The organism is Streptomyces bugieae, assembly GCF_036352915.1.
GTDB classification, from domain to species: Bacteria; Actinomycetota; Actinomycetes; order Streptomycetales; family Streptomycetaceae; genus Streptomyces; species Streptomyces endophytica.
Window position 1 is genome coordinate 332,310 of record NZ_JAZBJP010000001.1, and the last position, 19,113, is coordinate 351,422.

Genomic DNA, 19,113 nt, shown 5'->3' on the forward strand with positions numbered 1-19,113 from the left:
GGAACTCGCGCAGTTCCTTCCCCCCAGACACTCGTTGAGGACATGAGCAATACGGACCCAGGGCGCATGGGGACCCAGGGCGCATGGGGACCCAGGGCGCATGGGGACCCAGGGCACATGGGGACCCTGGGCGCATGGGGACGACCCTGGCCACATGGGGACCCGGCGCCGGGCGATGAGCCGGCGGCCCGGCCGGTCTGGTGGCCGCCGACAGCTTCGCGCGGGCCGTTTCGCGGATGCGGCGGCCGGCTGAGTGACCAGAGCCTGTCCGGGCAATCATGTGCTTCTCATCAGAGGTCCGCATCCGCACCCGGGGTGGCGCTCAGCCGTAGCTGGTTGACGTCTCCTGAGTGTTCCGCCGTGACCTCGGTGACCGAACCGTCCTGGAAGCGCAGCGTGAAGACCGGGCTGGCGTCGATGAGCAGTTGCAGGTCTTCGCGGGCGTCATGATCGAGTGCGGGCGAGGCGGTGGCGTCCCACCCGCCGCCGGGCGTGGCCGTCACACTGACAGGGATACGGGCCAGGGAGGTTGATGGGTTGGCCCACCACTCCAAATGCGCCGTGGTTTCCTGACCGTTCACCCTACGAGGGTAGGCACCGTGGTTGTGTCCCTCGTACCGGGTGTCTCGTTGGGTGGGCTGCAACGGTCCGCCAGCGCGGGCGGTGGCCACCCGCTATGACAAGCGCGGCTGTGTCTTCCCCGGCACGGTCACCGCTGCAGCCACCGCCCTCTGGCTCCCTTCGTGTTCAGCCGGACACCCCCTGGTCGAGCGCGGCGCCAAAGCCATTGACCAGTGCGTTGATGGCGAAGTCGAACCGCTCGGCGTCGTCCGTTCCCGCGCCGCTGCGGGCAGCCTGGGTGAGTAGTGGATAGCGGGTTGCGTCCAGCTCGGCCAGCCAGGCGGGGGAACCGGGGGCGTCAGCCTGGGTGGGCTGCGCGGCTTCGGCCGCGGTGTGGCCGACAACGAAGAGCGAGAGTGTGTTGAGGGCGTGCACCGACGACCCCAGCGGAAATCCCGACGCCGTCAGGGCCGTCAAACCGCGTTCCACCGCATCGAGCGTTGCCGGGGTCACCGCTGGGCGGCTCGCCGCGAAGGAGAGCACGCCCGGGTGGCGCAGCAGTGCTTGGCGCAGCGAGACCGCGTACGTGCGCAGCAGTGCACGCCAGTCGGCGCTTTCCGCGTCTGCGTCGGGCTCCGTCTTCTCGTCGGCGAATGGCAGTGCCTGGGCGAACAGCCGCTCCACCAGGCCGTCCAGCAGGGCGTCCTTGTTGGGCACGTAGTGATAGAGCGTCATCGCCTCCACGTCCAGCTCGACTCCCAGGCGACGCATCGTCAACGCTCCGGCCCCTTCCCGGTCCACCAGGGCCAGCGCAGCATCCAGTACCCGCGTCCGGGACAGGCCCGCCCGCTCGCCGCGTGTCCGTTTTCCCACCGTGGCTCCTCCGACTTCGCCGAGCGCTCTTGTTTTTCTTACGCCGTAAGTCTACCGTGGTGCACGGAAGCTTTCTTACATCGTAAGTCTTTGGGGGATTCCATGCTGTCACCGATGGCGAACAAGCAGGTCGTCGCGGATTTCTTCCGAGCGATCAACGAGCGGCGACTCGACGATCTGCCGCAATACATGGCGCTCGACGTGATCGACCACAACAAGATCATTTTCGGCGAGGCGGACGAGCCCGGCGCGGCCTTCGACGGCTTCCGCCAGCAGCTCGACGCCTTCGGCGAAGGTGTGATGCAGCCGGACGCCCTGGTCGCCGAGGACGACACCGTCGTCGCCCGACTGACCGTCACCGGTACACACACCGGCTACCACCCGCGCATGCCCGAGCCCACCAACCGCGCCTTCGAGGTCGAGCAGATCTGGTGGTTCACCGTCACCGACGGCAAGATCTCGGAAATACGCGCCGTCAGCGACCGCCTCGGCATGTTCCTCCAACTCGGCTGGCCCTGGCCGACCGCCGACTGAGCACGGATGCCGCCGCCTGTGTACGACCGCACCCGCTGCGCCTTGTCCGTTTCGGACTCGCCGCACCCGCCGCCCTACTCGTCATCGAGCCGGCCGCCCCGGCCGGACGGCATCGGCGCCATCGACGGACGCGCACCCAAAGACACCCCACCCAAAAGGGGAGGCCGAACCTATCGGACCGACGTATCACTTCGCACTGACGGGTCACTTCGCGCTGACGGGTCACCCCGCACTGACTGATGGCTTCGGACCGACGGGGCACTTATGACCGACTGGCCGCTTCGGACCGACGTATCACTTCGCCTTGACGGGTCACTTCGGACTGACTGGTCGCTTCGGACCCACTAGTCACTGTGGGCCCATCTATGGGCCGCCGTTACACAACCGTGGGATTGCCGTCATGCGGGTCAGCGAACATCATGGCCCCCATACGCTGCCGTCCCGCGCTGTCTGGAAGTCCTGTGTCGCTCCACCGCTCCCTGCCGCTCCCTCGCCGGGCATGGACCGTCGCCTTCATCCTTGCGGCGATGGTCGCGGTGACACTGGTGGCGACGGGGTGCACAGGGACGAGCGGGGAACCCCGCAGCGCCGGAGCCACTTCCGTAGCGTCGGCGCCCGCCCGCCTCTGGCCCGACCGAGCGCCCGCTCCCCAGCCGCCCCCGGACAAGACCGGCCTGGACGGGCCCTCACCCCTCCCCGGGCTGCCCCGGGTGCCGTCCGGCAACATCCGCACGCTGAACGCGCTGGACGTGGTCAAGGCACAGATCGCCGAGGACGCACGACACGACTCACCGGCCTTCGACAAGGCCACCGAGCGGGAGATCAACCAGTGTGGCGACCATCCGCGGCGCTGTCCCGTCCGGGCTCCCGAATACCAGGATCTGACGCACGACGGGAAGGACGAACTGATCGTCGGCATCGAGGGGAAGGAGCACGCCCTGGCGATCTGGGCCTACATGCTCCGGGGCGGAGTGGTGAACCGGATCCTGGACACCGCCGGCACCCCACTGTCCGTGGACGTATCCGATGGCGACGTGATCATGCGGGAACCCACCGACTCCCCGGGCTACGAGATGCGCACCGTGCACGCATGGGACGAGCGTCGGCAGACCATGGAGATCCGGACGATGGAGTTCGATCAGAAGGTCTCCTCCCCCGCCCCGGAACGCACCCCCTCACCGGAACGCACCCGCTCACCGGAACGCACTCCCTCCCCGGTACGCACCCACGCACCGGGCCACACGTCATGAGCCGCGCCCGGCGGCGGGCCGCACTGCGGCTGCCTTCCTGGACGGCGTCCCTCTACTGGAAGTTCGCCGTCTTCATCACCGTCATGTGCTGCACGCTCGCCGCACTGCTCGGCATCCTGGTGCACGTCCTCGTTGGCCGGCAGACCGAGAACCAGGCCCGCGGCGCCGCCCTGGAAGTACTCGATGACGCGGTGGCCACCTACGTCGCCGGTGAACCGCTCGGCCGGAACGCCTCGGTGGACCCTCCGGACCTCCCCCACAACCTCCGTGAAATGGCCGTGCACCGCAAGGAGCGCGGCACCCAACTCGCGGACCACCAGGGCCGGCCGACGATGTGGGCCGTCGCCCCCGCCGACGGCGACCGGGTACTGGCCGTGCGCCTGGACTACACCGACCGGGCCGCCACCCTCCACGGACTGGATCAGGCCATCATCGGCTCCTCCGCCGCCGCGATCGGCGCGACCCTGCTCATCGGCCTCCTCGCGGTCTCCCGCCTCACCCGTCGGCTGCACCACACCGCCCGGGTCGCCCGCCGGATCAGCACCGGCGACCTCGACGCCCGGGTAGGCGACCCGCGCGCACTGCGCCCCGACCTGGCGCAGGACGAGGCAGCGGCAGTGGCTTCCGCCCTCGACACCATGGCCGCCACCCTCCAGAGCAAGCTCCACAGCGAACAACGCTTCACCGCCGACGTCTCCCACGAACTGCGCACCCCACTGACGGGACTGCACGCGGCGGCCGAACTACTGCCACCGGGCCGCCCGACCGAGATGGTCCAGGAACGCATCCAGACCATGCGACGGCTTACCGAGGACCTGCTGGAGATCTCCCGGCTGGACGCCCGGGTCGAGCAGGTAGACCTCGCCGTCCACCAACTGGGGCCGCTGGCCGAGCGCGCAGTCCAGGCCACGGGGCTGGAGGTCGACGTCGACGTCGTACGGGACGCGCAGGTCGAGACCGACCGGCGCCGTCTCGAACGCGTCCTGGGCAACCTGATCACCAATGCCCACAAGCACGGCCGCGCGCCGGTGGTGCTGACCGTCGACGGCCCGGTGGTCACCGTACGGGACCACGGCGACGGCTACCCGGAAGACCTCCTCGACCATGGCCCCCAACGGTTCAAGACCCGTTCGGGAAACGGCCGGAAGAGCGGCCACGGCCTGGGCCTGACCATCGCCGCCGGCCAGACCCACGTCCTCGGCGCCACCCTGCACTTCACCAACGCACCCGACGGCGGCGCGGTCGCCACCCTCCGCCTGGTGGACGGGCGGCAGCTACCGCAGGACTGAAACCTGTCCCGGGCACGCGGGGTCCGTGACCAACGGCGTGACGGTCGGCGGGACGAGCGCACACCCACGCACGGCACACGGCACACCCTGGCCACTGGTCGACTGGTCGACTGGTCGACTGGCCGACTGGCCGACTGGCCGACTGGCCGACTGGCCGACTGGCCGAAACGGAAGCGTCTAGCCCTTGTGCCGGTAGACGATCAGGTAGGGGACATTGCCCTCCGCGTGGTTGAAGATGCCGACACCCGCGAAGTCGGCGATCGGTACGTCGGAGTTGTCGGGGAGCGCCTTCGGCGCGCCCGTGGCCAGTGAGAGCTGGACCGGGGCCTTGGTACCGGTCAAGCTGCCCTTGGTGAGTGAGTTCCCGTAGGCGATACCGTCGTCGGTGACGGCGTCGAAGGTGAGGGGCTTGCTGCTGTCGGTCTCCTCGAAGCAGTAGCCCTTCTTCGACTCCAGGTCGAAGGCGAGGTGTTCCGAGACGAGGTAGCGGCCCTTCGGGGAAAGGGCGGAGTCGGGGTCACTGCCCGGCCCGATGAGCGGCTTGGCGCACAGCACCGACGCCCGGACCTGACCCGTCTTGCTGTCGAGGACGGCCCACACATTGTGGTCGCCCCCCTTCTTCTGCTCCCAACGGGCGATGAGGTTCCCGCCGGTGCTCGGCCACACCGCGCCGGTGGCGGGATCGGCCTCGGCCGGGGCGATCCGGCTGCTGTCCCAGGAACCGGGGACACCGAAGGAGCCGGCCCCCTCGTTGGACACCACCGGGTCCTGCGCTGTGAGGGCGACGATCTCGTTGCCGTAGGAGCACGACGAGCAGTGGTCGGGCGCCTTGACCGAATCGGTGTCGTAGGGGGTGATTTTGCCCGTGGTCACGTCGAGGGCGGCGATGCGCTTGTCCGTCTCGGGTATCAGCAGGCGCTCCCCGCCGTCGATGATCCGGCCCTTGCCGAAGTCGCTCGCCGGGAGCTCGATGTGGCGGGCGGGGGCGACCCCGCCGCCCGAGCCGTCCGCGGAATAGACATCTACCGCATAGACCAACTTGGCCTTGGTGACGGCATCCTCGCCCTTCTCTCCGCGAGACCACGTGACCAGGTATTCCTTGTCGCCTACGGTGGACACGAAGATCCCTGGTGCCTCGCCCTCGGCCAGGTCCTTGAAGGATTTGCCGGTCCAGCGGATCTCGCCCGTCGCCGCGTCACGAACGGTCACCCGGTAGCCGGACTTCGTGCCGGTCATCACGGCCACCGCGCCCGCCTTCGGCAGCACAGCGTACGTTCCGACCTGACGGCCGGAGAGCTGCCAGCCGTGTGACGTGTCGTACGTGGCAGGGACCTTGAGCTTGAGCGAGGGCGCCGGCGCCGAGTCGTGTCCGGACGGCTTCTTGCCACCGCCGGAGGTCTCCGGCGCCCCTTTCGACCCTCCGCCGCCGCACGCTGCGAGCGATCCGATGGCGATGACCGCGACGGCCGCCTTGGCCAGTCCCTTCCTCATACGCTGTCCCTCCGATGCTGGAGGACAGCCCGCACGTCGAACCGCCTCCCCCGATGGCGTGATCTTGGTCGTAAGGCTACCCGTTGACCGCGGCCGGCACGGCGATAGCCGAAGCGAATGCCACGCACTCGGCGCGTCAACTGCCGCCGTACGGCGGGCCGTAGTGGCCCGACCTCGGCGATCCGGATGGTGGAGGCCTGCTTCGCCACCGCCACCGACGTGGATGCAGGCATGGAGCTGGGCCACGCCCACCCATGGGCCCGGGCTCATCCCCGTGCGCCGCCCGGTCGGGCGCCCGATCCGGCACCCGATCCGACCGGCCGTTACGATCCGGCACGGGCAACCAGCCCGAACCGAGGAGGACAGGTGCCGCAGGAGCCGATGACCGCGGTGCTCGGCCGCGCCGCCGCCGTAGGGCCGTTCTTCTCCGTACGGACCGATGCCGGAGTACCCCGCGAACAGGGCTTCATCCCCCTCGCGGAGCTGTACCGAGAGGGCGACTCACCCGCACTGCGCAAGCGCCTGGAGACGGTGGCCACGCGGCTCGGCACGGCAGAGCGGCGGGTCGCCGCCTCGCTCGTCCAGCAGGGACTGGCCGGGCGCCTGTGGTCGGTCGCCCTCGGGCCGGCGGCGCTGGCCGGACGCGTCCCCGACCTGGGCGGCGACGCCCTGTGGTGGCATCCGGACCGGAGCACACCCGACGAACTCTGGCTTCCCTCCCCCTCCTCCCCGCGGTCGGCCTCCGGGGAAGACGTCACAAGCCTGCTACGGGCAGCGGTCCTGCGCGACCACCTGGTGCCGCTGCACCACGCCATCACCGCCGCATCACCGATCTCTCCCCGGGTGCTGTGGGGCAACGCGGCGTCGGCGCTGGTCGGCACCCTCCGTGTACTGCATGGCTGGTGCCGCAGCACGGGGAGGGGGGAAGCCGCGGAGCGCGCCGTGGCACTGACCGCATCCCTGCTCGACACCCCACCGCTGCGCGACTGCGGAACCCTGGACCCCACCGTCCCCGCATTCTCACGACGCAGCTGCTGCCTGTACTACCGCGTGCCGGGCGGTGGGCTGTGCGGAGACTGCGTGCTGAGGCGCATGTGATGGGGCGGATGCGATGGGACGGATGTGATGAGTCGGACCGGGCGATCGCGGACGGCCGGCACCACCTGGCCGTGAAAGGCTGGCCGGCATGGATTGGCAGTCCGAAAGCCCCGAACTCTGGGCATTCCTGGGGTCACTGCACCGCGGCGAAATCCTGTCCGGTGCGGTCGCGACGATAGAACGGTTCGGCGTATTCGTGGCTCTGGATGATGGCCCGGAACATCCGGTCTTCCCCGGCGTCGGATTCATCACGGTCCCCGAACTGTCCTGGCGGCGCTTCGAAGCGGCTTCCGACATCGTGCAGATCGGACAGCGCGTTTCTTGCGCGTTCCTCCAGTTCGACACCTGGAACGCAGAGGCCAGGCTGTCGTTGCGCGCAACGCAGCCCGACCCCTTCCCAGCGTTCGTCCAATGCACTGCCCCAGGCGAGGAACTACAGGGGAAGGTGACCAAGTTGGCGCCATTCGGCTTCTTCGTTCAAGTCGCCGACGGGATCGAGGGTCTGGTCCCTTTTCCAGAGCGCTCCTCGACGTCCACGGAAGCACCAGCTCCGGAAGGCTTCGTCCAGGTCGGTGACGACGTCACGGTCATCGTCACCGAAGTCGACCGCGAACGCCGCAGGCTCACCTTCTCCCAACGGCAGGGCACCCCCGACCGCTGAACCCGTGCGCTCGCCTGCACCGACGCGGCCCGACGGAAATCCTCCGAGCGTCACTGCCCTGAGCGTATCTGCCCTCCGCCGGCTTCGTTCCCGGTCAGCCCAACCCCCCTACGAGCGCCGGGACATCGGCGAATCCGGCGTCCGCCGGCTGTCCGCAGACCTTGCCCGCCGTCTCACCGGCGAAGCTGAACACTCCGGCCAGTTCCGGGCCGCGCCGTCCCCAGATGACCAGCGGACTGCCGCTGTCCCCGAAGCACATGGTCGTCCGGCCGCCGGGCACATCACGTGCGCAGAGGACCGACGCCTCGTCCACGACGGCCGGTGTCTGGGCGGCGCACTGCGCATGGGTGCGGACGGTGAGATCACCGCGCCTCAGGACATCACCGCGGATTTCCCGGCCCGGCCGGGACGGGTCCGGGGCCGCCGTGGTGCCGTGGCTGAAGATCGACACGTGAGTGCCGGGGCCCGGCCGATGCGGGGCGATCCGGAGCGGCGTGACACCGCGTACCGGGGCGCTGAGCCGGATCTCCGCGATGTCGGAGGCCGCCGACGACAGTGCGGGGTTATGGGGATCTGCGGGTGAGGGCAGCAGCTTGTACCCCGGGTGCAGGGTGACCGCGCGGATATCGCGCACCGTGCCGGCATCCCGTGACAGGACCGACGAGCCGATGTGCACCTCCGCCCGGCGGAAGTCCTGGCCGTCGAGGCAGTGGGCAGCGGTGAGCACCCGGTCCGGGGCGATGAGGGCCCCGCCGCACGAGGCGCGGTCCAGCAACGGGGCATCGCCCTTCACCGCGAGCGTGGCGAGCCACGGTGCCGCCCCACGCTGCGGCAGCTGCGTGCCACCCGACATGGCCTGTGCCGCACCGGCCGTGCTCATGACGGCGGCCACCCCGACCACTACCGCGCCGAAGACCGCCCCCGTATGCGACCGGCGGCGACGTCGCGCCCTTGGCCGCCGGGCCACCACGTCCGCCACGTCCGCCATGTCCGTCGCATCCGTCGCATCCGCCAGTTCGCTGCTCATACCGCTCCCGTACCTCTCGCCTGCCGCATGGATCTGTTACCAACGGCCGAAGGTAGCGGCGGGAGTTGGCGAGATCGTCAGACCACGGTCGCGTCAGCCGTCGTCCTGGGGGCTGATCGGACCCTGATGTCTCTCAGGGTCGGCCGGGCCGGTTGAGGTTCACTCCACGCACAGTTCGCGAGCGGAATCCCACCCTCGCATGGGCGCATCCAGTCGGAGAACACTCAACCACCCAAATAACGCCTTTCTTTAGCAAGCGCTTCCCGTGCTAGAAACGACTGCACTCGTTCGACGGGTTGGCGGCGCGGTGTACAGCGCCACAGCAGGGGGGATTTCACGATGGGTAGCTCGGCAAGGGGCACAGGCGGCCACCGTCGGCACCTCGATATTGACCGCCCTTCGCTTTAGCCCGAAGACCGGGTCGAATGCGATGTCGGCAGGAGCCGACGTATCAGCAGGTGCCAGCAGGTGTCGACAGCGGCGCGTCGGCATTCCCCGCGGCCGCATGCGGGCAGTACGGCCACTTCTGCTCTGCACCACTCCGGAAAGGAAACTCAGTGAAATCCAGCCGTATTTTAACGTCGGGAGCCGCCGTTCTGGCTTCCACCGCTGTCCTCCTGACTCTCGGGCAGGCCTCCGCATCGGCAGCCGGTGTCACGGCGGCGGGCGCGGCCGTCCCGTGGAAGGCCACGCACGGCACGGCCACGGCATCCGGCACCAGGTCGTTGCAGCCCAAGAACGGCTCCGTGTTCTCCAAGCTCGTCATCAAGGGCGACTTCAAGAACACCGGCAGTGACTGCTATTCGGTGTGGACCCAGTGGACCTATGACCTGGTGCCCAGGCCGCCCGTCAAGCAGGCGACCCTGTGCGGCAAGGGCACCAAGTCGGTCGACTTGAGCCTGGCCAGCTACACCTTCACCACCACTGGCTCGGTCTTCATCTGCCGCGGCGACAAGGACACCAAGGACTGCGGCGAGCAGGAGTCCCTGACCAGCTGGCCTGTCAACCACACCCGCTGACCGGACCGGCCCCCTCCGCGATTCGCGACACCTTCAGCACGTTGGGTTGTTGGGGCAGTTGGGATCGTTTGGGTCGTTGGTGCAGCCCAAGGAGTGGGCCTCGCAGACGGCTGCCGGTACGGCGGGCTCGCCGGCCGTACCGGCATCGCCCGGTCACGTCCTCGGAGACAGTCGCAACCCCGTGACCAAGTCCGGGCGGATGCGTAGCGCGTAGGACATCCGCCGGTCGGCCCAGGGATGCAGCAATGCCTGGTAGTGCGCCAGGTCGTCGGGGTCGGTCACCAGGTGGCAGTAGCCGGTCACCACCACGCTCCAGCCGCAGTGGGTGGCCGGGTCGATGGCGTCGGCCTCGTAGGCGACGACCACCCCCTCGGCATCCGCGTGTTGGGTCAAGCTCTTCAGCGCCGCGCCCTCGTGGGTGCGGATGATGACCTGGCCGTGGTGGAGGAGGTGGTTGACGGGGCGGATGGCCGGCAGGGCGTCCTGGGTGAAGACGATCCGGCCCAGCGAAACGCTGCCCAACAGGCGGAGGGCCTCGGCACGGTCCAATTCGGTGCCGCGGCGGGACGCCTCGCGATCCGCCCAGGTCACCAGCGCGGAGTCGGCGGCAGTGACAGTGGCAATGGCAGTCCGGGCGGAGTCGGTGGCGGCCCCGGAGTCGCTGGCGGCCCCTCTGGTGTGCCGGGCCGGGATGTCGTTCACGGCGTGCTCCCTCTCCTTTTGACGCTGCTGGGCACTGCTGGACTCTGCTTGACGCTGCTGCACCCTGCTCACGCACTGAGCTGCCGGCCAGTAGAAGGCCCTCGGCAGCCGCCCGCCAAGGGCCGTTCGGCCCGTCTCGGGACCGCACGGCCTGTTTCCGGGCTCGCTGGGCGTCACCCCGCCGCTCCGGTCATCCCGCCACCCCAGTCACCGCCCCCTCCGCTTACCGCGCCCCCGCCCTCCGCGCCTGCCGGGTACGCCGCTCAGCGACCGGCCGGCGGGGTCAGTGGGTCCGGCACCGGGTCGTGGCGGATCCGGTCGGCCTGCAAGCCGGCCGCGGTCAGCCGTGCGACGGTGGCGCCGACCATGGCCGCCGGACCGCTGACGAAGGCCAGGTGAGGCGTCCACTGCCCGTCCCGCGCCACCGCCTCGGCCAGCGGGCCGAATCCGGCCGACAGGTCGTCGCTTCCCGTGGCGTTTTCGCGTGCACCGAGCTCCGCCTGGCGGTCGTCGCTTCCCGGGACGATGTCCTCGTCCAGCACCCGGACCACCCGCAGCCGGTCGTAGCACGCCGCCAACCGGTCCAGTGCCGCGGCGTCGTACAGGTCGGCGCGGCTGCGGGCGCCGACGAAGAGGTGGACCCGGCCGGCCGGGCGCGGCGGAAGTCCGTCGGCTCCGCGGCGACGGCCCGCCCACTCCTCCAGCAGTGCCTTGATCGGCGCCCAGCCCGTGCCGCCCGCCACCATCAGCAGATCGCGGGTGCGGTCCTCGTCCTGGAGCGTCATCGTGCCGTGCGGCGGGCCCAGCCGCAGGAGGTCGCCGACCCGGGTGCCGTTGACCAGGGCCTCGCTGACCCCGCCGGGGCCGGTCCGCCGGACGTGGAACGCCACCTCGCCGTCGGGCCCCGGCGCCGACGCGAAGGAATAGTGCCGCCAGGCCTGGGGCATCAGCGGGGACTCGACGGCCGCGAACTGGCCGGCCCGGTACGGGTACGGCTCGTGCAGCCGGACCCGCAGTACCGCGAGGTCCGGGCGGCGCCGCTCGTGGGCGGTCACCGTGCCCTGCCAACACGGGGGTTCGGCGAGCGCGGCGTCGGCGCCTTCGACCATCGACGCGACGGCGAACCGCACCATTCGCACCCATGCCTCTTCCACCGCCTCGACCCAGCGCGGCCCGGCGGTGCGCCGCAGCGCCGCGCGCAACGCGGCCTCGAACGCCTCGTAGTGCGCGGGACGCACCCCGAGCTTGCGGTGGTCATGGCCGAGCTGCCGGAAGTAGGCGGCCACCTCGGCGGGGCGGTGCAGGTTCTCGATCAGGTACCAGAAGGCGCGGGCCAGATGCGCACGCTGGAAGTCCATGGACGCGGGGAACAGCGACCGCAGGTAGGGCCACCGGGCGAACATCTCGTCGTAGAGGCGGCCGATCAGGTCGCCGAAGGGGGTGACCAGGTCGAGGTACTGGGTGATCAGCCGCTGGTCCGCGGCGCCGTCGTAGGAGGCTGCCGTTAACTCCCGCGCGGGTGCCCGGCCCTGACCGAGGATGCGCCGCCGCAGCCGCATGGCGTCGTGCCGGGCAAGCAAGGCGTGGTACTCGCCGCCGACGGTACCCGCGACGGACCGCCCGGACGGCACAGGCAGTACGGACGGCACAGACGGTGCGGACGGCCCGGACCGCACGGACGGAGCGGGACGCGCGGGCTGGTAGGACTGCGGCATGGGATCGACCTCCTGAACGGGGGCGCCAGTATCGCAACGTGCTGCCCTGCCCGAAGGGCCCCGCTCCCCCAGGGCCGTTCGGCCCTTGCGCCGGCCGCCGGGCCCGACGAACCTCGTGGTCGGGACCGTTGCGCCCCGTCGATCCGCGAGAACCACAGAGCGAGAGTCCATGAACCACCAGCCCGTCCACCCTGCCCCCGGCACGCCCGCCGCCGCCCCGGACACGCCGCTGCGCGTCTTCATCCTCGACGACCACGAGGTCGTCCGCCGCGGTGTGCGGGACCTGTTGGAGGCGGAGGAGGACATCGTGGTCGTCGGGGAGGCGGGGGACGCCCGGCAGGCCCTCGCCCGGGTGCCGGCGGTCCGGCCGCAGGTCGCCGTCCTCGACGTCCGGCTGGGCGGCACCGACGGGCCCGACAGCGACCACGAAGGGATCGTGGTCTGCCGGGAATTACGGGCTCGCGTGCCGGATCTCGCCTGTCTGATGCTGACGTCCTTCGATGACGACGAGGCGCTGTTCGACGCCATCATGGCCGGGGCGGCCGGCTATGTGCTCAAGCAGATCGACGGCTCTGCGCTGGTGCATGCGGTCCGTACGGTCGCGGCGGGGCAGTCGATGTTGGATCCGCGCACCGCGACGCGGGTGATGGAGCGACTGCGCGACCCGGGCCGGGGCCAGTCGGCCGGCGCGGGAGCGGAGGCAGAGCCGTCCGAACTCGACCGGCTCTCGCCGCGCGAACGGGAGGTGCTGGACCTGATCGGCCTCGGGCTGACGAACCGTCAGATCGCGGACCGGCTGTTCCTGTCCGAGAAGACGGTCAAGAACCGGGTGTCCGCGATCCTGTCGAAGCTGGGGGTGGGCCGCCGGGTCCAGGCGGCGATGGTCGTCGAACGACTGAAGGGGCCACGGCCGTGACCGCGGCACCGGGAGCCCCGAGGCGCTGTCGGACGGTGAGCCCGCCACCCGCGCCGGCCGCGGCCGGCGCCGGAACCGTTCGGGTCAGTCGGACAGCGGCACCCGCCAGACGATGCGGGTGCCACCATCCTCCGGCCGTTCGACGGCGAGCCGACCACCGTGCATCTCCGCGCGGGCCCGCATGTTGGCCAGCCCTCCGGTGTGTGGTGCGTCCCCGACACCCGTCCCGTCGTCCGCCACCGTCAGCGTCACCGTGTCCGCGGTCACCGACAGCGTCACGTCCAGGTGGTGGGCATCGGCGTGCCGGGCGGCGTTGCTGAGGGCCTCGGCGGTCACTGCCAGGAGGTGCGGGGTCAGGTTCTCCGGGACCGCTGCGTCCACCGGGCCGTCGATCCGAAGCGCCGGGGTGAAGCCGAGCGGGCCGGCCGCCCGTTGCACGACCTCGGTCACGTCACGGCGCAGACCGCGGCCGTCCTTGCCGTCCCCGGTGGTGCGCAGTCCGAAGATGGTGGAGCGGATGATCTTGATGGTGGTGTCCAGGTCGTTGACCGCGCGGCCGACCCGTTCGGCGGCCTCCGGGCGGTCGATCAGCCGGGTCGCGCTCTGCAGGGTGATGCCGGTGGCGAACAGTCGCTGAATGGCGAGGTCGTGCAGGTCCCGGGCGATCCGGTCACGGTCATGAAGGACCGTCAGCTCCTCGGACTCCGCCCGCCGGCGGGCGAGTTCCAGGGCGATCACGGCCTGGTCGGCGAAGCCCGATATCAGGGTGACCTCGGCGTCGTCGAAGGCGGGCCGCCCGGCCAGGCGGCTCAGCCGCAGTGCACCACAGCCGGCGTCCACCTGCAGCGGAACCGCCACCGTCGGCCCGTCGACCTCACCACGGTCCCCACTCAGCGCGTCGCCGTTCACCTCCTCCCCCGCGGACGGCTTCTCCGCGGACGGCTTCACCGCCCCGTTCCCACCCGCGTCGGGGCCGAGCGGATACGCCCGTGGGTCGGACCGTAGGTCGGCGCTGACCACCGGCCGGCCGCCGCGGACGGCCATCCCGGGCAGGGAACCGTCAACCGGCACGGCCAGCCCGAGGATCCGGCTCGCGCCCGTACCGCACGCCACCGCCACCGTCAGCCGATCCGCGGACGCGGGCACGGACACGGACACGGACGACGCAGACGCAGACGCAGACGCAGACACAGGCACAGGCGCGGAGGCCGGGAGCAGGACCGCCGCACAGTCCGCGCCCGCGACCTCCTGCGCGCGCTCCGCGATCAGCCGCAGCACCTCGTCGGCATCGGTGCCGGACAGCAGACTGCGGGTGATCTCACCCAGCGCCTCGAGCCACCGTTCGCGGCGGCGGCTCTCGTGGTACATGCGGGCGTTGTCGATCGCCACTCCCGCCGCGGTGGACAGCGTGGTCAACACGGCCTCGTCGTCCGCGTCGAACGCGCCGCCGCCCCGCTTCTCGGTGAGGTAGAGATTGCCGAACACCTCGTCGCGCACCCGGACCGGCACCCCGAGGAAGGTCCTCATCGGCGGATGGTTGGCCGGAAAGCCATAGCTGTGCGGATGCCTGGTCAGGTCGGTGAGCCGCAGCGGCGCCGGGTTGCGGATCAGCTCCCCGAGGATGCCGCGGCCGCACGGCGTCCGGCCGATCAGCCCGATGAGCTCGTCGGACATCCCCACGGGCAGGAACTGCGACAGCTGACCGTCCCCGACGACGCCGAGCGCCCCGTATTCCGCGTCGGTGAGGGTGACCGCCGCCTCCACGATGCCCCTGAGCACCTGTGGGAGTTCGAGCCCCCGCCCCAGGCTCATCACGGCGTCGAGCAGGCTGCGCATCCGGTCCGGCTCGTGGAGCTGCGGCCCGCGCGGACCGCCGGCGACCGGTGCGTACTGCTGCGATTCGGACATGACCGTGCTGCTCCAAAGATCCCGTACGTCTGTGCGGCAGCGTACGTGATCAGCGCCGGAGCACCGGCGGGCACCGATGCCGTCCGGCCATCCGCAGGGGCCTGCACAGGGGCCGACCGTCCCGCCCCTGCGAGGGCCGGTTGCCGTGCGAAGGAGGGCCGTTCGGCCCTGAAGGCCGCAACGGGTCCCGGCTGACGATGTGTCCGCCGGGAAGGGCCGGTCTCCCCCGTGTCCATGGCTCTTCCCGGCTCCGGCCGTTCCCGCCCGGGTCACGGCCCCGATGCATGGCCCGGTTCGAGGCCCGGCTCACAGCCTGGCTGAGGGCCCAGCTGACGACCCGGCTGACGAAGCGGTTCGCGTTTCCGCGATGGAGGAGGACACAGCACCGTGGATGATGGGGAAGTACGTACGTCGGCGGTCAGGGAACCGCTGCGCCGCCGGGTCACGGTCCGGCCGCCGCGCCGGCGCAAGGTGGTGCAGTGGCTCACGACCACCGACCACAAGCAGATCGGCACGCTCTACCTCGTCTCGGCGTTCGCCTTCTTCCTCGTCGGCGGTCTGATGGCCCTGCTGATGCGTGCCGAACTGGCCCGCCCCGGCACCCAGATCCTCTCCAACGAGCAGTTCAACCAGGCGTTCACCATGCACGGTTCGGTGATGCTGCTGCTGTTCGCCATGCCGCTGTTCACCGGCTTCGCCAACTGGCTGATGCCGCTCCAGATCGGCGCCCCCGATGTGGCCTTCCCTCGGCTGAACATGCTCGCCTTCTGGCTGTTCCTGTTCGGCTCGCTGATCGCCGCGGCCGGCTTCCTCACCCCGCAGGGCGCCGCGGACTTCGGCTGGTTCGCCTATGCGCCCCTGTCCGACGCCGTCCACTCCCCCGGTGTGGGCGCCGACATGTGGATCATGGGAGTGGCACTCTCCGGATTCGGCTCGATCCTGGGCGCGGTCAACTTCATCACCACCATCGTCTGTATGCGCGCCCCCGGCCTGACGATGTTCCGGATGCCGATCTTCACCTGGAACGTGCTGCTGACCGCGGTGCTGATCCTGATGGTCTTCCCGGTCCTCGCCGCCGCGCTGTTCGCCCTGGAGATGGACCGCAAGTTCGGCTCCCACGTCTTCGACGCGGCCAACGGGGGCGCCCTGTTGTGGCAGCACCTGTTCTGGTTCTTCGGCCACCCCGAGGTGTACGTCCTCGCCCTGCCGTTCTTCGGCATCGTCTCCGAGGTCATCCCGGTCTTCGCCCGCAAGCCGATGTTCGGCTACCTCGGCCTGATCGCCGCGACGATCTCGATCGCGGGCCTCTCGGTGACGGTCTGGGCGCACCACATGTACGTCACCGGCGGCGTCCTGCTGCCGTTCTTCTCCTTCATGACCTTCTTGATCGCCGTCCCCACCGGGGTGAAGTTCTTCAACTGGGTCGGCACCATGTGGCGCGGCTCGCTGTCCTTCGAAACCCCGATGCTGTGGGCCACCGGATTCCTGGTCACCTTCGTCTTCGGCGGCCTGACCGGCGTCATCCTGGCCGCCCCGCCGCTGGACTTCCACGTCTCCGACACGTACTTCGTCGTCGCGCACTTCCACTACACGCTCTTCGGCACCGTGGTCTACGCGATGTTCGCCGGGTTCCACTTCTGGTGGCCCAAGTTCACCGGGAAACAGCTCGATGAACGCCTCGGCAAGATCACGTTCTGGACGCTGACCGTCGGCTTCCACCTCACCTTCCTCGTCCAGCACTGGCTCGGCGCCGCCGGCATGCCCCGCCGGTACGCGGACTACCTCGCCGCCGACGGCTTCACCACCCTCAACACCCTCTCCACCATCGGCTCCTTCCTCCTCGGTCTCTCCTTGCTCCCGTTCCTCCACAACGTCTGGAAGACCGCCAAATACGGCACCGAGGTCGGCTGCGACGATCCCTGGGGCTACGGCCGCTCCCTGGAATGGGCGACCTCCTGCCCGCCCCCGCGCCACAACTTCACCTCGCTGCCCCGGATCCGCAGCGAATCGCCCGCCTTCGACCTCCACCATCCCACCGCGGACGGGTCCGCCGCGGCCCCGTCCAGGAGGTGACGGCGGCCCCTGGGTCAATACACCTAGGCGAAGTCGACGGCCGCCAGCACGGGACCGGCGAAGGCCAGCGCGTACTGCAGCCGTACGGCTCCTCGTCGCGCTGCGTAGCTCACGACATCGCCGGGCAGGCAAAGCGCCGACAGCCCCACGATTGCGGACAGGCCCATCGCCCACTCGGCCACATCCAGCAGGGGCCCGCTCGCCCCGTCGCCGCTGTAGGCCTGGTGGAGGACGATGATGATGAACGCCCCGTAGGCGACGACGAGCAGCACGAGGCCGAGGGCGGCGAACCCGCGGAGTGCCGACGTGGACGGCGCGAACGGGTCGGTCTCCGCCACGGGCGCCTCAGGGACATGCGGATCGGGTGCGTTCATGCCCGCCATCCTGTCCCGCCCGGGCCACCCAGGCATCGTGGTTCGTACTCACCTCGAAGAGCGCAGGTACTCAAGGTCTCCGTAGCGCTCCACGTCCACAACCTCACTGTCTCCAGCCGAGCGGACGATACTGGCGTACGGCTTCCGCATCGTACGATCCGCCGCCGCGTCCCCAGGGCCTTCTGCCGCGCCGAGCAGTACGACGCAGCCCGGATCAGGAGTCGTACCAAAGCAAGCTTGGGCTTGCCATGGCATGCAGCGGCACAAGCGCGCAGCGAAAGCCCGCAATCCCAGGCCGCGCTGCTCATGTGCCATCGTGCTCGCCATGAAGTCTGAGTCGAGCGGTCCGGTACGTCACCTCGACCGGGGGCGGTGGCTGGCGCAGTTCGCCGGCCGGATTCTTGTGGTGTGCCCGCGGTGCGGGGGCCGTGCTCTCGTCGTGCCCAGGCCGGGCCTTGAGGCGCCTCGGTTCTTCAGTGAGCTGATGTTCATGCCGCGCCGTCTCGTGTGCGCGGCGTGCGGGGCCACCGACGAATGGCAAGCCGAGGTGCAGGGCGCCGCCCTGGTGGGGGCGGCGCTGGGCGGCACCGAGGATCCGTTCTTCCGGCGGCCGCTCTGGCTGCAGACCCGTTGCGTCGGGCACATCCTGTGGGCCTACAACGAGGAGCACATCGATGAGCTGGCCGCGTACGTCAGCGCCGTGCTGCGGCAACACCGCGCTTCGCCGACGATGGCGATGATCCCGAGGCTTCCCGTGTGGATGAAGCGGGCCGACAACCGCCCCGAAGTCCTGGTCGGCCTGGGGAGATTGCGGGCACTGGCCGAACGCTCCGCAGCGGGTGAGCGGTCTGATGCCGCGCATCGCAGGGACGACCGGCCGCGTCTGCGCGGGAGCAGCCTCTTTCGGGGCGGGCCCTACGAGTAGTGCTGCCGCGCACAACTCCGGTACACCGCAGGCGACTCTGCGGCGCGGGCCCCCGTCGCGCGCCCCTCGTACTGTCAGTGCCCGGCGCTACGGTCCGGAGTATGAATCGTGAGCACAAGCCGAAGCTGCCCCGCATGGACGCCGTTCCCGTCCTCCGGACCGACTTCTCCGACCCCGCCGGCTGGGACCGCCTGGTGCAGGTCCTGGAGACGCCCGTCACCTTCGACGAAGGCTCGGAGGACCCCTTCGCCTACGAGCGTGCGACCTCGTACGTCAACCCGGTCGGAAAGGAGAAGTACCGGGGCCTGCTCGCCGACATGGTGCTTGCTGCGGCTCCCTACACCGGGCACGACCTGCCTTACGACCACCTCTATCTGGCCGATGCCGAGACCTTCGCCTCCGACGATCTCCCGCTGCTGGGCATCGACATCCACCTGGACGAGGAGGACGACGAGCCGTGGCCGCGTGAAAAGCCCTTCCGCATACCGGCCCTCCATGTGGCCGGCGTCGAGATCAACGACAGCATCGCCAACCTGTTCTTCCGCGAGAACCACGACTTCGACTGGTCGGGCTTCGAGGTGTACGTGGCGAAGCCGGGCACGGCTGTCTATGAGGAGCTCCGTCGGATGGAGCTGGATCAGGAGGAGGACGAGGAGGGCGAGGAGGAGGACTGAAGGGGCCTCATGCCCGGCGGCGC

Annotated in this window: 18 protein-coding genes; 10 read left to right on the top strand and 8 right to left on the bottom strand. The window is 70.1% G+C overall.

Going from position 1 to position 19,113, the window contains the following annotated elements:
- Positions 1-290 precede the first annotated feature (290 nt).
- Positions 291-503, bottom strand: a complete 213-nt coding sequence (locus tag V2J85_RS01695) for a hypothetical protein (protein ID WP_330820398.1) — start codon at positions 501-503, stop codon at positions 291-293.
- Between the two features lie 244 nt (positions 504-747).
- A complete protein-coding gene (locus V2J85_RS01700) occupies positions 748-1,434 on the bottom strand; it encodes a TetR/AcrR family transcriptional regulator C-terminal domain-containing protein (protein WP_330820399.1) in 687 nt (228 codons plus the stop codon).
- 114 nt (positions 1,435-1,548) lie between these two features.
- Between V2J85_RS01700 and V2J85_RS01705 the strand changes: the two genes are divergently transcribed.
- The 3 genes from V2J85_RS01705 (at position 1,549) to V2J85_RS01715 (ending at position 4,507) form a co-directional block, all read left to right on the top strand.
- Positions 1,549-1,968: an ester cyclase gene (locus tag V2J85_RS01705; protein ID WP_330820400.1), complete on the top strand. Its 420-nt coding sequence runs from the start codon at positions 1,549-1,551 to the stop codon at positions 1,966-1,968.
- A gap of 527 nt (positions 1,969-2,495) precedes the next feature.
- Complete coding sequence (locus V2J85_RS01710; protein ID WP_330820401.1) at positions 2,496-3,218, top strand: hypothetical protein; 723 nt, start codon at positions 2,496-2,498, stop codon at positions 3,216-3,218.
- The gene (locus V2J85_RS01715; protein ID WP_330820402.1) at positions 3,215-4,507 is read left to right on the top strand and encodes a sensor histidine kinase; all 1,293 of its coding nucleotides are present in this window, start codon (positions 3,215-3,217) and stop codon (positions 4,505-4,507) included. Before V2J85_RS01710 ends, V2J85_RS01715 begins: the two co-directional genes overlap by 4 nt.
- A 177-nt stretch (positions 4,508-4,684) precedes the next feature.
- On the opposite strand, the gene V2J85_RS01720 is transcribed toward V2J85_RS01715, so the two are convergent.
- Positions 4,685-5,998 (bottom strand): hypothetical protein, encoded by a 1,314-nt coding sequence (locus V2J85_RS01720; protein ID WP_330820404.1) that lies wholly within the window; start codon positions 5,996-5,998, stop codon positions 4,685-4,687.
- Between the two features lie 366 nt (positions 5,999-6,364).
- Here V2J85_RS01720 and V2J85_RS01725 point away from each other — a divergent pair, with 366 nt between their 5' ends.
- Positions 6,365-7,096, top strand: a complete 732-nt coding sequence (locus V2J85_RS01725; RefSeq protein WP_330820405.1) for a (2Fe-2S)-binding protein — start codon at positions 6,365-6,367, stop codon at positions 7,094-7,096.
- Positions 7,097-7,184: 88 nt separating this feature from the next.
- A complete protein-coding gene (locus V2J85_RS01730; protein ID WP_330820406.1) occupies positions 7,185-7,757 on the top strand; it encodes a S1 RNA-binding domain-containing protein in 573 nt (190 codons plus the stop codon).
- A gap of 94 nt (positions 7,758-7,851) precedes the next feature.
- On the opposite strand, the gene V2J85_RS01735 is transcribed toward V2J85_RS01730, so the two are convergent.
- On the bottom strand, positions 7,852-8,784 hold the full coding sequence (locus V2J85_RS01735; protein ID WP_261953468.1) for a S1 family peptidase: 933 nt from the start codon (positions 8,782-8,784) through the stop codon (positions 7,852-7,854).
- A 746-nt stretch (positions 8,785-9,530) separates the two neighbouring features.
- Between V2J85_RS01735 and V2J85_RS01740 the strand changes: the two genes are divergently transcribed.
- Positions 9,531-9,803 (top strand): hypothetical protein, encoded by a 273-nt coding sequence (locus V2J85_RS01740; RefSeq protein WP_261953467.1) that lies wholly within the window; start codon positions 9,531-9,533, stop codon positions 9,801-9,803.
- 153 nt (positions 9,804-9,956) lie between these two features.
- On the opposite strand, the gene V2J85_RS01745 is transcribed toward V2J85_RS01740, so the two are convergent.
- Together V2J85_RS01745 and V2J85_RS01750 are read right to left on the bottom strand one after the other, a co-directional pair.
- A complete protein-coding gene (locus tag V2J85_RS01745) occupies positions 9,957-10,505 on the bottom strand; it encodes a pyridoxamine 5'-phosphate oxidase family protein (protein WP_419836724.1) in 549 nt (182 codons plus the stop codon).
- A gap of 263 nt (positions 10,506-10,768) precedes the next feature.
- Positions 10,769-12,220, bottom strand: a complete 1,452-nt coding sequence (locus tag V2J85_RS01750; protein WP_330820407.1) for a globin domain-containing protein — start codon at positions 12,218-12,220, stop codon at positions 10,769-10,771.
- A gap of 169 nt (positions 12,221-12,389) precedes the next feature.
- Between V2J85_RS01750 and V2J85_RS01755 the strand changes: the two genes are divergently transcribed.
- A complete protein-coding gene (locus tag V2J85_RS01755; RefSeq protein ID WP_330820408.1) occupies positions 12,390-13,136 on the top strand; it encodes a response regulator transcription factor in 747 nt (248 codons plus the stop codon).
- A gap of 84 nt (positions 13,137-13,220) precedes the next feature.
- Here the strand turns inward: V2J85_RS01755 and V2J85_RS01760 are convergent, their stop codons facing one another.
- The gene (locus tag V2J85_RS01760) at positions 13,221-14,972 is read right to left on the bottom strand and encodes a sensor histidine kinase (RefSeq protein WP_330820744.1); all 1,752 of its coding nucleotides are present in this window, start codon (positions 14,970-14,972) and stop codon (positions 13,221-13,223) included.
- A gap of 501 nt (positions 14,973-15,473) precedes the next feature.
- Here V2J85_RS01760 and ctaD point away from each other — a divergent pair.
- A complete protein-coding gene (gene ctaD / locus V2J85_RS01765) occupies positions 15,474-17,117 on the top strand; it encodes an aa3-type cytochrome oxidase subunit I (RefSeq protein WP_330820745.1) in 1,644 nt (547 codons plus the stop codon).
- A gap of 23 nt (positions 17,118-17,140) precedes the next feature.
- Here ctaD and V2J85_RS01770 read toward each other — a convergent pair whose 3' ends face one another.
- The gene (locus V2J85_RS01770) at positions 17,141-17,491 is read right to left on the bottom strand and encodes a hypothetical protein (RefSeq protein ID WP_261953464.1); all 351 of its coding nucleotides are present in this window, start codon (positions 17,489-17,491) and stop codon (positions 17,141-17,143) included.
- A 325-nt stretch (positions 17,492-17,816) separates the two neighbouring features.
- Here V2J85_RS01770 and V2J85_RS01775 point away from each other — a divergent pair, with 325 nt between their 5' ends.
- Complete coding sequence (locus tag V2J85_RS01775) at positions 17,817-18,416, top strand: hypothetical protein (RefSeq protein ID WP_330820746.1); 600 nt, start codon at positions 17,817-17,819, stop codon at positions 18,414-18,416.
- Positions 18,417-18,517: 101 nt separating this feature from the next.
- On the top strand, positions 18,518-19,090 hold the full coding sequence (locus tag V2J85_RS01780; protein WP_330820409.1) for a DUF6924 domain-containing protein: 573 nt from the start codon (positions 18,518-18,520) through the stop codon (positions 19,088-19,090).
- The last annotated feature ends 23 nt before the right edge of the window (positions 19,091-19,113 follow it).

Excerpts from the sequence above, each read along its gene's own strand:
- V2J85_RS01750 (WP_330820407.1), bottom strand. The coding sequence starts at position 12,220 with ATGCCGCAGTCCTACCAGCCCGCGCGTCCCGCTCCGTCCGTGCGGTCC.
- V2J85_RS01720 (WP_330820404.1), bottom strand. The coding sequence starts at position 5,998 with ATGAGGAAGGGACTGGCCAAGGCGGCCGTCGCGGTCATCGCCATCGGA.
- V2J85_RS01775 (WP_330820746.1), top strand. The coding sequence starts at position 17,817 with ATGAAGTCTGAGTCGAGCGGTCCGGTACGTCACCTCGACCGGGGGCGG.
- V2J85_RS01760 (WP_330820744.1), bottom strand. The coding sequence starts at position 14,972 with ATGCGCAGCCTGCTCGACGCCGTGATGAGCCTGGGGCGGGGGCTCGAA.
- V2J85_RS01730 (WP_330820406.1), top strand. The coding sequence starts at position 7,185 with ATGGATTGGCAGTCCGAAAGCCCCGAACTCTGGGCATTCCTGGGGTCA.
- V2J85_RS01780 (WP_330820409.1), top strand. The coding sequence starts at position 18,518 with ATGAATCGTGAGCACAAGCCGAAGCTGCCCCGCATGGACGCCGTTCCC.
- V2J85_RS01735 (WP_261953468.1), bottom strand. The coding sequence starts at position 8,784 with ATGAGCAGCGAACTGGCGGATGCGACGGATGCGACGGACATGGCGGAC.
- V2J85_RS01770 (WP_261953464.1), bottom strand. The coding sequence starts at position 17,491 with ATGAACGCACCCGATCCGCATGTCCCTGAGGCGCCCGTGGCGGAGACC.
- V2J85_RS01710 (WP_330820401.1), top strand. The coding sequence starts at position 2,496 with ATGGTCGCGGTGACACTGGTGGCGACGGGGTGCACAGGGACGAGCGGG.
- V2J85_RS01715 (WP_330820402.1), top strand. The coding sequence starts at position 3,215 with ATGAGCCGCGCCCGGCGGCGGGCCGCACTGCGGCTGCCTTCCTGGACG.
- V2J85_RS01705 (WP_330820400.1), top strand. The coding sequence starts at position 1,549 with ATGGCGAACAAGCAGGTCGTCGCGGATTTCTTCCGAGCGATCAACGAG.
- V2J85_RS01755 (WP_330820408.1), top strand. The coding sequence starts at position 12,390 with ATGAACCACCAGCCCGTCCACCCTGCCCCCGGCACGCCCGCCGCCGCC.